General features: G+C 62.8%; 12 protein-coding genes. 9 read left to right on the forward strand and 3 right to left on the reverse strand.

Features of this window, described 5'->3' with window-relative positions:
* The 6 genes from NMG70_RS33465 to NMG70_RS32065 all read left to right on the forward strand — a co-directional run.
* Positions 1–257: electron transfer flavoprotein subunit beta/FixA family protein (locus NMG70_RS33465; RefSeq protein WP_436798503.1), on the forward strand; the 257-nt coding region annotated here is incomplete at its 5' end.
* 160 nt (positions 258–417) lie between these two features.
* Positions 418–1,347: an electron transfer flavoprotein subunit alpha/FixB family protein gene (locus NMG70_RS32045; protein ID WP_254028186.1), complete on the forward strand. Its 930-nt coding sequence runs from the start codon at positions 418–420 to the stop codon at positions 1,345–1,347.
* 118 nt (positions 1,348–1,465) lie between these two features.
* Complete coding sequence (locus NMG70_RS32050; RefSeq protein WP_254028187.1) at positions 1,466–2,344, forward strand: 3-hydroxybutyryl-CoA dehydrogenase; 879 nt, start codon at positions 1,466–1,468, stop codon at positions 2,342–2,344.
* Positions 2,345–3,078: 734 nt separating this feature from the next.
* Positions 3,079–5,124 carry a family 16 glycosylhydrolase gene (locus NMG70_RS32055; RefSeq protein ID WP_254028188.1) on the forward strand — a complete coding sequence of 682 codons (2,046 nt, stop codon included), beginning with the start codon at positions 3,079–3,081 and terminating at the stop codon, positions 5,122–5,124.
* Between the two features lie 544 nt (positions 5,125–5,668).
* Positions 5,669–6,589, forward strand: coding sequence for an ATP-binding protein (locus NMG70_RS32060; protein WP_254028189.1), 921 nt, complete (start codon positions 5,669–5,671; stop codon positions 6,587–6,589).
* Positions 6,590–6,756: 167 nt separating this feature from the next.
* Positions 6,757–7,005 carry a TOPRIM nucleotidyl transferase/hydrolase domain-containing protein gene (locus tag NMG70_RS32065; RefSeq protein ID WP_436798506.1) on the forward strand — a complete coding sequence of 83 codons (249 nt, stop codon included), beginning with the start codon at positions 6,757–6,759 and terminating at the stop codon, positions 7,003–7,005.
* A gap of 401 nt (positions 7,006–7,406) precedes the next feature.
* Here NMG70_RS32065 and NMG70_RS32070 read toward each other — a convergent pair whose 3' ends face one another.
* Positions 7,407–8,045, reverse strand: coding sequence for an NrsF family protein (locus tag NMG70_RS32070; RefSeq protein ID WP_254028191.1), 639 nt, complete (start codon positions 8,043–8,045; stop codon positions 7,407–7,409).
* A 17-nt stretch (positions 8,046–8,062) separates the two neighbouring features.
* The gene (locus NMG70_RS32075; RefSeq protein ID WP_254028192.1) at positions 8,063–8,617 is read right to left on the reverse strand and encodes a sigma-70 family RNA polymerase sigma factor; all 555 of its coding nucleotides are present in this window, start codon (positions 8,615–8,617) and stop codon (positions 8,063–8,065) included.
* 206 nt (positions 8,618–8,823) lie between these two features.
* Here NMG70_RS32075 and NMG70_RS32080 point away from each other — a divergent pair, with 206 nt between their 5' ends.
* The 3 genes from NMG70_RS32080 (at position 8,824) to NMG70_RS32090 (ending at position 12,673) form a co-directional block, all read left to right on the forward strand.
* Positions 8,824–9,831, forward strand: a complete 1,008-nt coding sequence (locus NMG70_RS32080; protein WP_254028193.1) for an iron ABC transporter substrate-binding protein — start codon at positions 8,824–8,826, stop codon at positions 9,829–9,831.
* A 176-nt stretch (positions 9,832–10,007) separates the two neighbouring features.
* Entirely contained in the window at positions 10,008–11,594 is a 1,587-nt protein-coding gene (locus tag NMG70_RS32085) for an ABC transporter permease (RefSeq protein WP_254028194.1), read from the forward strand.
* Positions 11,591–12,673 carry an ABC transporter ATP-binding protein gene (locus tag NMG70_RS32090; RefSeq protein ID WP_254028195.1) on the forward strand — a complete coding sequence of 361 codons (1,083 nt, stop codon included), beginning with the start codon at positions 11,591–11,593 and terminating at the stop codon, positions 12,671–12,673. Before NMG70_RS32085 ends, NMG70_RS32090 begins: the two co-directional genes overlap by 4 nt.
* A 48-nt stretch (positions 12,674–12,721) precedes the next feature.
* Here NMG70_RS32090 and NMG70_RS32095 read toward each other — a convergent pair whose 3' ends face one another.
* Positions 12,722–13,789, reverse strand: a complete 1,068-nt coding sequence (locus NMG70_RS32095) for a sn-glycerol-3-phosphate import ATP-binding protein UgpC (RefSeq protein ID WP_254028196.1) — start codon at positions 13,787–13,789, stop codon at positions 12,722–12,724.
* Between the last annotated feature and the right edge of the window lies 1 nt (position 13,790).

The raw sequence follows: 13,790 nt of genomic DNA on the forward strand, positions 1-13,790 counted from the left end.
CGGTGGAGTTGAAGATGCCGGCGATTGTCACCGCGGATCTTCGCCTCAACCAGCCGCGCTATGCCTCGCTGCCCAACATCATGAAGGCCAAGAAGAAGCCGCTCGACGAGAAATCTCCCGCCGATTACGGCGCCGACGTCAAGCCGCGGCTGAAGGTGATCAAGACCGAGGAGCCGGGCGGCCGCAAGGCGGGCGTCAAGGTCAAGAACGTCGCCGAGCTGGTCGACAAGCTCAAGAACGAAGCTGGCGTGCTTTAATGAAATCCGATGAGGCCGGCCTGCAAACGGCCGGTTTCTCCGCTCACCTAGGCTCACGTACTGAAGTACGCTTCGCTACGGTTCCCGAACCCAATCGTTTTCGACTCGGCCCGACATGAATCCGAGACGTCCCCACTGAAGTGGATCAAGGAATAGAGAGATGACAATTCTTCTGATTGCCGAACACGACAATGCGACACTTTCCGACCAGACCGCCAAGGCGCTTTCGGCGGCACTGCAGATCGGCTCCGACGTGCATGTGCTGGTCGCCGGCAACGGCGCCAGGCCGGCAGCCGACGCGGCCGCCAAGCTCAACGGCGTGAGCAAAGTGCTGCTCGCCGAAGCCGACGAACTCACCGAGCGTCTCGCCGAGCCGCTGGCGGCGCTCGTCGTCGGCATGGCCGACGCCTATGACACGATCGTCGCGCCGGCGACCTCGTCGGGCAAGAATGTCGCGCCGCGCGTGGCAGCCCTGCTCGATGTCGCGCAGGTGTCTGAGATCATCGAAGTTGTCTTGCCCGACACCTTCAAGCGGCCGATCTATGCCGGCAACGCCATCCAGACGGTGCAGTCGAGCGACGCCAAGAAGGTGATCACCGTGCGCACCGCCTCCTTCCAGGCTGCACCCGAGGGCGGTTCAGCCCCGGTCGAGACGGTTCAGGCAGCTGCCGATCCCGGCCTGTCAAGCTTCGTCGAGAACAGGCTTTCCGAGACCGATCGTCCGGAGCTGACTTCGGCCAGGATCATCATCTCGGGCGGCCGTGCGCTGGGCTCCTCGGAGAAGTTCCAGGAAGTCATCCTGCCGATCGCCGACAAGCTCGGCGCCGCCGTCGGCGCCTCTCGTGCCGCAGTCGATGCCGGCTATGCGCCGAACGACTGGCAGGTCGGCCAGACCGGCAAGGTGGTCGCACCCGATCTCTACATTGCCGTCGGCATCTCCGGCGCCATCCAGCATCTTGCCGGCATGAAGGATTCGAAGGTCATCGTCGCCATCAACAAGGACGAGGAAGCGCCGATCTTCCAGGTTGCCGATTACGGCCTGGTCGGCGACCTTTTCGTCATTCTGCCGGAACTGCAAAAGGCGCTTTGACGCCTTCTGCCAAAGCGTACTAAATTGTGAAGGGCGGGGTAGACGAAGTCGCCCCGCCCTTTTAGTTTGCACCGCACAAAAAAGCAGGCCGCAAAGGCCTTTTGACGGGATCGGTGTAATGAACAAGATCGAGACGATCGGCATCATCGGCGCGGGCCAGATGGGCGGCGGCATCGCCCATGTGTCCGCGCTTGCAGGCTACAAGGTGCTGGTTTACGACATCTCGCCCGAGCGCATCGAAAAGGGCATCGCCACGATCAGCGGCAACATGGCCCGCCAGGTCGGCTCCGGCAAGCTCGAGGAAAAACTGCGCAACGAGGCGATGGCGCGCATTTCGGCAGCACCGGCCATGGCCGACCTTGCCGGTGCCGATCTGGTGATCGAAGCAGCGACCGAGGACGAGACGGTCAAGCGCAAGATCTACGCCCAGCTCTGTCCGCAGCTCAATCCGGAAGCCATCCTGGCGACGAACACCTCGTCGATCTCGATCACGCGTCTCGCCGCGCAGACCGACAGGCCGGAGCGTTTCATCGGCATCCATTTCATGAATCCGGTTCCGGTGATGAAGCTGGTCGAACTGGTGCGCGGCATCGCCACCGAGGACCAGACCTTCGAAGCGGCAAAGGCCTATGTGAACCATCTCGACAAGACGATCACCGTCTCGGAGGATTTTCCGGCCTTCATCGTCAACCGCATCCTGCTGCCGATGATCAACGAGGCGATCTACACGCTCTATGAAGGGGTCGGCTCGGTCGACGCGATCGACACCGCCATGCGGCTCGGCGCCAACCATCCGATGGGACCCCTGCAGCTTGCCGATTTCATCGGCCTGGACACCTGCCTGTCGATCATGCAGGTGCTGCATGACGGCCTGTCGGATTCGAAATACCGCCCCTGCCCGCTGCTGGTGAAATATGTCGAGGCCGGCTGGCTCGGCCGCAAGACCGGACGCGGCTTCTACGACTATCGCGGCGAGCATCCGGTTCCGACCCGCTGACCGGCGATACGAGCCAACGGACATCGCGCGCGGTCGCGCTGAGTGAAGACCATGCGGCTGTTCCCGCGACAGCTTCGTGGCCGCGGATCGAAGACCGCGTTCGGGCCGACAGCGGACTGGCGGCTTCCAGCTGCCGATCTTCAAGAGCGGACATTCAGTCCGGTGTCAGTATTGTCGTGACCTGACCCCTAATGGTCATTCCGGAGGCGAGATTGCAGGTCCGATTCGGATTGAGAAAACGGACGTTCGGCCATCCTATCTGCGCCGACCGTCGCGCCACCCCGCTGGCGAGACGCCGTGAGCCTCTTGAAACCCCGACTGAAGGCCGCCTCCGCGGCCTACAACGTAAGCCTACGGTGAAGGCCGCCTTGTCGCCTTAGGACGAACATTGCAAGTCCGGGGAATAATCCTGGGAGAAGTCCTATGACGGTTGCGCGCGTGGAAGTGATCACCTCGGTGCAGCGCCGGCGGCGCTGGTCGCGGGCGGAGAAGGAGCGGCTGGTTGCGGCGACTTCGAGCCCGGCGTCACGGTATCGGAGGATACGCAGTATCGTGTGCCGGCTACGTCAACCGATTTGCGACTTCTCCCAAATTTCTCGTGAAGCGTTGGGGATAACCGCACTGACCCCATTTGCGGCGGAATCGGTGTCCATTACCTTTCCGTTAACAAATGGACGTTTAGATCTTGGTGGGGGGTCGACCGCGAAAATGTTGCGAGAACAAGGAGCCTATCAATGGCTGCGATTGCTCTTCCTGGCGATTGGACCGGACAGTACAAGGGATCGAAGCTGAACCTCTCCGGGTTCAAGCTCTCCTTTTCTGACGAGTTCAACACGCTTGATGTCGTGCCGAACAACGGCACCGGCAAGTGGTTCGCGCCTGTGCACGCCCCCTATGGGGCCGCCACGTTCATGTCGCCGGTGGGGGCAACGAATCCGTTCTCCGTCTCTGACGGGAAGCTGACCATTACCATGAAGCAGGTGGACGGCGTCTGGCAGTCGGGAACGATGCAAACGGTTAACAGCGCCGGCCAGGGTTTCGCGCAAGAGTACGGGTACTTCGAGATGCGCGCAGCCTTTCACGGCGGGGCAGGAGCCTGGCCGGCTTTCTGGATGCTGTCGCCCGATCAGACTGTGCCACGCGTCGAGGTCGACATCGTTGAAGCGTATGGGGGCGATCCCGATGGTCATCACCAGGCGGTGCACTTGAGCAATAAGGAAAGCCACGCTTCGAAAGGCAACTATACGGGCCTCCCCGGTTCGATGTTCGACGGGGCGTTTCACACCTACGGCGCGAGGATCACGACGGACTGGATCACCGTGTACTATGACGGCAAGGAGCTGAGCCGCTTTCCAATGAGCGAGTCCTTCCGCACGCCGCTCTATATGCTGGCCTCGCTTGCCATGAACCCCCTTGAGGTCGAGCGGGCGTCCGGCACCTACAAGATGGTCATCGACTACGTGCGTGCCTATGCCGCGCCGGACGTAATGGAGCAGCACCTGACCGGGACGGATGCGGCGGATATCCTGAACGGCGGCAACTTTGATGACGTTCTGGACGGCGGAGCTGGTGCTGACAAAATGTCCGGCGGTTTGGGCAACGATACCTACCGCGTCGACAACGCATTCGACGTAGTCATCGAGGCTGACGGCGCCGGGATCGATGTGGTCATCACCTCGATGACGTATTCGCTGTCCGGCCAGCAAATAGAGCAGCTCACACTCACCGGCGTTGCCGACATCGACGCGATGGGTAACGAACTCGACAACACGCTGGTCGGCAACGCTGGCAGCAACCTGCTCGACGGCGGAGTCGGAATCGACAAGATGGAGGGCGGCGCAGGCAATGATACCTACTATGTCGACAATGCGCTCGACCGCGTGGTCGAGGGCGATGCGGCGGGCAACGATTGGGTGTTCAGCTCGAGCACCTATTCACTGCCAGGCTATGTCGAAAATCTGACCCTCATCGGCCTTGGCGCTATCAATGGTCGCGGCAATTCTTCCGACAATGAGCTGACCGGGAACAATGGGAATAACGCGCTGGACGGCCTTGCCGGCAACGACATCATAAGGGGCGGGGCGGGTAGCGACCGGTTAGCGGGCTATGATGGCACCGACCTTCTCGATGGCGGGACCGGGGCCGACCTGATGAATGGCGGAGCCGGCAACGATACCTATTATGTGGACAATGTACTGGACAACATCATCGACGAAGCGGGCCTCGACCAGATTTTCAGCTTGGTCACGTACTCACTGGCGGTCGATCGCCGGCTGGTAGAAAATCTGCGTCTGACCGGAAACGCCAACGTCGGAGCCACGGGAAATTCCCTCGACAACGTGCTCGACGGCAACGACAGCGACAACAAACTGGACGGCGGCCGAGGCAATGATACCGTGCTTGGGCGGGGTGGCAACGATGCACTAACGGGCGGCCTCGGCATTGACCTGCTTACTGGTGGCGCCGGCAACGATTTCTTCGTTTTCAGCGCGCCGCTCTCAGTGGCCAACCGCGACATCATCACGGATTTCAACCATACGGCCGATGCATTCAGGCTCCAGAATTCGGTAATGCAGGGGCTTGGAGCTACCGGAGCCCTCGAGCCAAGGTACTTCTTCGCTGGGACTAGCGCGCACGACGCCGACGACCACATCGTCTATGACAAGGTTACGGGTGAGTTGTTTTACGATTCCAACGGAAACGTCGCAGGCGGCGTGACACAACTCGCGACGCTGACGAACAGGCCGACGCTGCTGGCCGACGATTTTTTCGTGATCTGATCCGGCGCCTACAGCCCGCGGTCATACTCGGCGGCGGAGAATCTCATCTTGCTCCAGTCCCAACGGCAAGCTCCATGAAGGAGTTAAGCTGCTGCCGCTGTTGCGCAGCGCCACACGGCGCAAGTTACTCGGGCGCCGTCTCGTAGACGACTTTGACGGGCAAGTCCGTATGGACAGGGTGGCGCGGCTTAGTACCCGGTTCACCGAGCGGGACTGGGCGCGCCACACGCCGTTGTGGTCCACGAAATCTTCATCGCTATTGGCCGCCAGGTGGCGTCCCTTGCTCGTCCCACAAGGCGACGTGCACGGCAACTTTCCACCCGGATGGAGCCCTAAATAGCTGTTTCAGTTTTGGAGCCGGAAGAAGACAGTCCGTCATCGAAGACTTGATGCCAATATAGCGGACTCATGTCTTGCAATGCTAAATCTGCAGTGCGATGAGGTTGCGTGAAGAAGTGGGGGACGAGATTTGCGCATATCACGAGTAAAAATCTGTAATTTTGCCAACTTTCGGGCCTCGACGTAGACGGGCGACAGCATAGTCATGGTCGGCGAGAACAAGGTCGGCAAAAGCAACTTCATTCGCGCTCTGCAACTGATCCTCGATCCCGGTTTGTCCGAGCGCGACCGGCAACTCGGCCTTGAACATTTCTGGGACGGGCTGGGGTCGGATAAACTTGGAGAGCTCGTCGAGATTTCCGTCGAGCTAACCGACTTCACCGACGATCCGCTACTGATGGCTCATCTAGGCGACTGCGTGGTGGACCCAGGTCCGCCGATGGTCGCGCGTCTGACCTACCGCTTCCAACCGAAAGCTAATCTCGGACGCGATCGGAGAGCTTGGCCGACTACGAGTATATCATCTTCGGCGGCGACGATCCCGAGATGTCCATCGGCTCTTCGTTGCGCCGGATGCTGCCGCTCGACGTGCAGGTCGCACTGCGCGATGCCGAGAAGGATGTCTCGAACTGGCGCAATTCACCGCTCAGGGCCGTTGATCGAACAGTTGGCGACCCCACTGGATAAGGATGCGCGGGAAGAAATCCAGGAGCTAGTCAGCGAAGCGCAGGCGGACCTGGTGGGCCGCGCCGAGGTGGTGGCTACGGCGCAACGGATAGGCGAGCGTCTGATTGAGATAGCCGGCGAACAGCACGCGATCCCATTGACGCTTGGTCTCGCGCCCACACGGGTAGATGCGCTGCTGCGCAGTTTGCGCATGCTGATCGACAATGGCGTGCGTGGTATCGGGGACGCCAGCCTGGGCGCGGCAAACCTGATCTTCCTGGCGCTGAAGAGCCTCGAACTCGACCGGCTCGTCACAGACGGCGAGCGGGATCATACGTTCTTCGTGGTTGAGGAACCAAAAGCCCATCTCCACCCGCCTCTGCAGCGGCTCGTCTATCGTTATTTCCTCGGCAATACCGGGGATGACGAGGGGATACGCCGCCGCTCACGACAATCCTGACGACGCACTCACCGCATATCGCCAGCGTCACTCCAATCCGTTCGATCGTGCTGCTGCGCCATGATGTCAGGAGGAGACGACGATAGCGGTTTCAACCGCAAAGGCGCCCCTTACAGAGCGAGACGAGGCGGACCTGCAGCGCTACAATCGACGTCAGCCGCGGCGAAATCTTCTTCGCGCGCGGCGTGATTTTGGTGGAAGGCGATGCCGAGCGCCCCAACATCCCGCACGTCATCCTGACGGATCGCGATCCGAACGGCACCAAGCCGCCGCTCGTCAGGCGCCGGCTGATCAATGTACTGCGGCTTGTCGAAGACGGGGTGAACTATACGCCGCTCAACGCCGACGCCGTGATCGCTCGCGCCGAGCCGTTCGGCTATTTCGTCAACAGCAACACCCTCGAGCCGAAGGGCTAGAGGCGTTTTCGAGGGGACGGCAAACCAATCTCATCTGCGCTGATGGGCTCGATCTGTATGAAGTCCTGTCGCGCAAGGTGTCGCTAATCGACGTGTTGGAAGAGAAGTCGCGTCGCGCTGCCGAAACAAATCGCGCCTTCGTTGCTGTGCGCGATCTCGCCTTGTGATGCGATACGCTTATCCCGCTGAATGTCCGCTAGCGGCTCGTGCCGACCAGATATTGTATGACCGATATCAGGCGCAGAGCTGCCATTCAGAATCTGACGTGTGGGTGTCGCCTTCGGGTCAAGGGCGTGAATTCGGCACGGGCGAACGAACTTCCGCAACGGGTCGAACCAGGTCGTTCAGAAATGAATGAGTTTTGACGTTACAGCATCACGGTCTCCGCTGGCGGGCTGTCGCTACCAGCGCACGAAAAGCCGGGCGCCGAGAGCGCCGAGAGCGGCGAGGATGGCGATCGCGATCGTGTACCAGGTGGCGACGAAAAGCGGCGAATCGTCGAAGCAGTGCGCGGCATAGAAATTTGCCGCCAGCCCGCCGGCGAGCAGGCCCGCCACCGATCCGGCAAGCACCGCCCGCGTCGGGGCGCCATAGCGCAGCACCGCCAGGAAGACGGCAAGCGGACCGATGCCGATCAGCGGAATGAAGGTCAGGCAGATAAGCATGTTGCTGCCGACCAGCCGCCTGCCCCAGTCGGCCGCAGGCACCGAAAGGAGTTCCAGCACCACGGCTATGACCACCAGCAGCGGTGCGGCAATCATCCAGGCGGCCAGCCTGCTCGTCGATGCACCGGGCGTCGACAGGGCGCGGATCAAGGCGAAGGCGCTGACCGCCAGAGCCATCGTGAACACGAACTTGGCAACGAACCGCGCCGTATAGATGGCGGTCGCGATGTCGGTGCGTGGGCCGATCGCCAGCCAGAACACGACCGCCGCGATCAGCGTAGCCGCACCTGCGCCTGCCCACCAGGCCGAGCCAAGCGGCATCGCCGTGCTGCGGGCATCGGCGTCGAGCGCCTTGATGAGATCGTCGGTCCTCATGTCATTCCCCGCCCGAATTACTTGGCCCGCCCGAATTGTTTGGCCCCGAACCGTTTGGCAATAGCTGCGAGACCACGATGCAGCGACACGCGCACCGCCGTCTCGCTGATGCCGAACTTCGCTGCCGTCTCGCCGATGGAACGGCCTTCGACCGACACCGACGAAACCACGGAACGCTGCGCCGGCGGCAGGCCGTCCAAGACCCGATTGATGTCGCGCTCGCTGACCGTCTCGGCCTCCGGCTCGGCGAAGGTCTCGGCGATCTCGTCGATCTCGATCTCGATGCGCCGCCCGCGCCGTCGAAAGGCGTCGATCAGCTTGAAACGCGCTATGGCGTAGACCCAGGGCAGCACAGGTAAATCCTGCCGCCAGGTATGCCGTTTCACATGAATGGCCAGCAAGGTTTCCTGCACGACATCCTCGGGATCGACCCCGCCCTGCACGATCTTGCGCCTGATAAAGCCGCGAACGAGAGCAGCCGTCCGGCGCAGAAAGTCGGCGTAAGCTTTTTCATCTCCCGCGATCGCGGCCTGCATCAGCCGGGAAAGCTCGGCCTCGTCCTTGCCGGTCACAAGAGTTCACTCCCCGATATTCGCGCCTCGGCGCTGATTTGTTACGTGCTGGCGAAATAATGTCCAAGCCAAAATATGGGAACATCACGAAGGTTTCACCTCCGGCGCCCCATTACGCACCTCATCAATGTTGACTACACCGGTCATGAATTGATAGGTGCAGCCTTGCTAAATCAAGACCATCGAGATCGAGAGGGATGACGTCCATGAAATATGCTCTTTCCGCCCTTGCCGGTGCCACGGCACTTGCAATCAGCCTGATCGCCGGCCCGGCGATGGCCCAGGACGGCGGCATCGTCGTCTACAATGCCCAGCACGAGAGCCTGACCAATGCCTGGGTGGAAGGTTTCACCAAGGAAACTGGTATCAAGGTCACCGTTCGCCACGGCGGCGACAGCGATTTTTCCAACCAGATCGTCGCCGAAGGCGCCGCCTCGCCGGCCGACGTGTTCCTGACGGAAAATTCACCCGCCATGGTGCTGGTCGAGTCCGCCGGCCTGTTCGCGCCGGTCGACGCCGACACGCAGGCGCAGATTCCCAAGGAATACCAGCCGACCAGCGGCAAGTGGGTGGGCATCGCCGCGCGCAGCACCGTCTTTGCCTACAACAAGACCAAGCTGACCGCCGAGCAGTTGCCCAAGTCGCTGCTTGAACTCGCCGATCCGAGCTGGAAGGGACGCTGGGCCGCTTCGCCCTCCGGCGCCGATTTCCAAGCGATCGTCAGCGCCCTTTTGCAGCTCAAGGGTGAGGCCGCAACCGCCGACTGGCTGAAGGCGATGAAGGAGAATTTCACCGCCTACAAAGGCAACAGCACGGTGATGAAGGCGGTCAATGCCGGCGAGGTCGAAGGCGGCGTGATCTATCATTACTACTACTACGGCGACCAGGCCAAGACCGGCGAGAACAGCAAGAACGTCGGGCTCCACTATTTCAAGAACCAGGATCCGGGCGCGTTCGTCTCGGTTTCCGGCGGTGGCGTGCTGGCCTCCAGCAAGCACCCGAAGGAGGCCCAGGCATTCCTGAAATGGGTGACCGGCAAGGGTGGTCAGGACGTGCTGAAGACCGGCAATTCCTTCGAATACGCGGTCGGCAAAGGCGCGGATTCCAATCCGGCGCTGGTGCCGCTGGCCGATCTGCAGGCGCCGAAGGTCGACGCAACGACGCTGAACTCCAAGAAGGTGACCGATCTGATGACGGCAGCCGGCTTGCTTTAGTCAGCGTTCGTCCTAAAAGGGCAACCGACTGCGCTCCTGCGGGAATTCGCTTTCCGCAGGAGCGCTCTGTTTTTCGAGATGGCATTCGTCGATGACGACAAGCTGTGTTTTTGGCCGTGTTTGCGGCCCTTCGACCGTTTCCGCCACCGGGCGGCAGCGGCGCGGCGTCTGAGCTGATGCAGTCTGCGGCCGACCTTGCACGTTCAGGCTTGCCGACCGGCATGGCGGCTGGGCAATGGACGAGCCGGCGGCCGATATCCTGGATTTCGCTCGCCGCCATCCTGGTCTCACTTTTCTCCCTGCTGCCGCTCGCCTTCATCATCTGGATTGCCGTGCAGACCGGCTGGGAAACCGTATCGGCACTGGTCTTCCGGCCTCGCGTCGGCGAGCTCCTGGTCAACACCCTGCTTTTGGTGGTGCTGGCGGTACCGATCTGCATCGTGCTCTCGGTGGCGCTGGCCTGGCTGACCGAACGCAGCAGTCTTCCCGGTGCCCGGCTGTGGGCCTGGCTGTCGGTGGCGCCGCTCGCCATCCCCGCCTTCGTCCACAGCTATGCCTGGATCACCCTGGTGCCGGGACTGCATGGCCTGTGGGCCGGCGTCCTGGTTTCCGTCGTCGCCTATTTCCCGTTCCTCTATCTGCCGGTGGCGGCAGCCTTGCGCCGGCTCGATCCTGCTCTCGAAGATGCGGCGGCAGCCGTCGGCCTTGGGCCGTGGCGCGTGTTCCGGCGGGTCGTGCTGCCGCAGCTCAGGCTCGCCATCTGCGGCGGCTCGCTGCTGGTCGGCCTGCATCTCCTGGCCGAATACGGCCTCTACGTGTTCATCCGCTTCGATACCTTCACCACGGCGATCGTCGACCAGTTCCAGTCGACCTTCAACGGCCCCGCCGCCAACATGCTGGCTGCGGTGCTGGTGACATGCTGTTTCGTGCTGCTCGGGATCGAAGTGCTGGTGCGCGGCGAGGAGCGCTATGCCCGCGTCGGCTCGGGCGCCGCGCGCCAGCAGCAACGCACAAGGCTCGGCCGCGCCACCATCCCCTGCCTGCTGCTGCCGGTGGTCACCACCCTGCTGGCGCTGGGCGTGCCGTTCGTCACCATCGGCCGCTGGCTTGTGGCCGGCGGTGCCAATGTCTGGCGCCTCGACGAGATCGGCCTGGCGCTCGGCCAGACCCTGTTCCTGGCGCTCGCCGGCGCCCTGCTCGCCACCATCGCCGCCATGCCGATGGCCTGGATTTCGATCCGCGCGCCGGGACCGCTGCAGCGGCTTCTGGAGGGTTGCAACTACATCGTCGGCTCGCTGCCCGGCGTCGTCGTGGCGCTGGCGCTGGTCACCATCACCGTGCGCATCGCTCTGCCGCTCTACCAGACCCTGTTCACGATCCTCGTTGCCTATGCGCTGATGTTCCTGCCGCGCGCCCTGATCAGCCTGCGGGCGTCGATCGCGCAGGCGCCGGTCGAGCTCGAACGCGCCGCCGCCAGCCTTGGCCGATCACCACTCAAAGCGCTGTGGTCGACGACGATCCGCCTGTCGGCGCCGGGTGCCGCGGCGGGCATGGCGCTGGTGGCGCTCGGCATCATGAACGAATTGACCGCCACCCAGATGCTGGCGCCCAACGGCACCCGCACGCTGGCGATGGCGTTCTGGGCCCACAGCGGCGAGATCGACTATGCCTCCGCCGCACCCTACGCGCTCATCATGGTGGCGATGTCGCTGCCCCTAACCTGGCTGCTCTATGTCCAGTCGAAGCGGATGGCTGGACGATGAGCTTCCTCGAACTCACCGATGTGCACAAGCACTACGGCCCGGTGGCCGCACTGGCCGGTGTCGACCTCAGCGTGGCAAGCGGCAGCCGCACGGCAATCGTCGGGCCGTCCGGCTGCGGCAAGACGACCTTGCTGCGGCTGATCGCCGGCTTCGAGGCGCCGGACCAGGGCCGCATCGTGCTCGACGGCGAGGTGCTGGCCAATGGCGGCGCCGCCGTGCCGGCATACCGGCGCGGTATCGGCGTGGTGGCGCAAGACGGCGCCCTGTTCCCGCATCTGAGCATCGCCGCCAACATCGGCTTCGGCATGCGGCATCACGAGGATAAGCGCAGCGAGCGCATCGCCGAACTCGCCTATATCGTCGGGCTCGACAAGGCGATCCTGAAACGCCGGCCGCACGAGCTCTCCGGCGGCCAGCAGCAGCGTGTGGCGCTGGCCCGCGCCATGGCCATGAAGCCGCGGCTGATGCTGCTCGACGAGCCGTTCTCGGCGCTCGACACCGGTCTGCGCGCCTCGATGCGCAAGGCGGTGGCCGAGCTTCTGGAGACCGCCGGCATCACCACGATCCTGGTCACCCATGACCAGGCCGAGGCGCTGTCCTTTGCCAGCCAGGTCGCGGTGATGCGCGACGGCAAATTCTCGCAGGTCGGCACGCCGCGCGAGCTCTATCTCAAACCGAAGGACAGGATGGTCGCCGAATTCCTCGGCGACGCCATCATCCTGCCGGCCAAGATCGCGGACGGTTTCGCCAACTCGCCGCTCGGCCGCATCGCCGTCGACAGCACCGAACGGCGCGATGTCGTCCGCATCATGCTGCGGCCGGAACAGGTGCTGCTGAAACGGACGTCGCGCGAAGGGATGTCGGGCACGCCGGACATGCTGTTCGGCGAAGTGACGGAGTCCGAATTCGCCGGCTCGATGTGCACCATCGCGGTGCGGCTCTTGAACAGTCCCGATCCGCCGGACGCAGCCGCGATCGGCAACACGCCTTTGATCCTGCGCAAGCCGGGCATGGACACACCGGTGGTAGGCGAGATCGTCCGGCTGACGGTGTTGGGCAAGGCGCATGTGTTTACCTGAACGCTCTTGCGCCTATCACCGCGCGCCAGTCAGGCCGACAGGTCGGCTTCAATCGACCCGCTTTCCAGCCTGATCGAACCAGTGCAGCCTTTCGGCTTTGGCCACGACACGCAACTGGTCGCCGGGCTTTGCGGTGGCGCGCCCTGAGACGCGCACGATGATACGGCTGCCGGCTGCGGCACAGTGAAGAAAGCTTTCGGCACCGACCGGCTCGACCGCTTCGACTGTCGCCGGCAGGACGAGCGCACCGGGCAGCGCCTCCGCATTGAAGGTGACGTCGGCATCCTCAGGGCGAAACCCCAATGTCACGGCTTGTGTTTCGGGAGCCGCAAAGCCGATCGCGGTGCCGTCAGCCAGCATCGGGCCTGAGGAACTTCCGGTCAGCGCCAGAAGATTCATCGGCGGCGCGCCGATGAAGGAAGCGACGAAGGTGGAGGCCGGCTTTTCGTAGACGTCGAGCGGCGCGCCCGTTTGCTCGACCAGTCCGGCGTTCATGACAACAAGGATGTCGGCCAGCGTCATCGCTTCGAGTTGGTCGTGGGTGACATAGACCGAGGTGACGCCAAGCGTGCGCTGCAAATTCTTGATCTCGACCCGCATCTGGCCGCGCAATTTGGCATCGAGATTGCTGAGCGGCTCATCGAACAGGAAGATTTTCGGATTGCGCACGATGGCGCGGCCCATGGCGACCCGCTGGCGCTGGCCGCCGGAAAGCTCACGCGGCCGCCGGTCGAGCAGCGCCGAAAGCTCCAGCACCTTGGCGGTCGAACGCACCCTGCTGTCGATCTCGTCCTTCGGCGTGCCGCGATTGCGCAGGCCATAGGCCATGTTGTCATAGACTTTCATATGCGGGTAGAGCGCATAGTTCTGGAACACCATGGCGATGTCGCGCTCGGTCGGGCCGATGGCGTTGACCACCTTGCCGTCGATGGCGACCGTGCCGGCAGAAATGGTCTCCAACCCGGCGATCATCCTCAGCAGGGTGGACTTGCCGCAGCCGGATGGGCCGACCAGCACGCAAAGCTCCTTGTCGGGAATGGCGATGGAGACCCCCTTCACGGCTTCGACGCCGCTGGGATAGACCTTCTTCACGTCCCTTAGATCGACGGTCGCCATC

Origin of the sequence: Mesorhizobium ventifaucium, assembly GCF_935822925.1 — a bacterium.
GTDB classification, from domain to species: Bacteria; Pseudomonadota; Alphaproteobacteria; order Rhizobiales; family Rhizobiaceae; genus Mesorhizobium; species Mesorhizobium ventifaucium.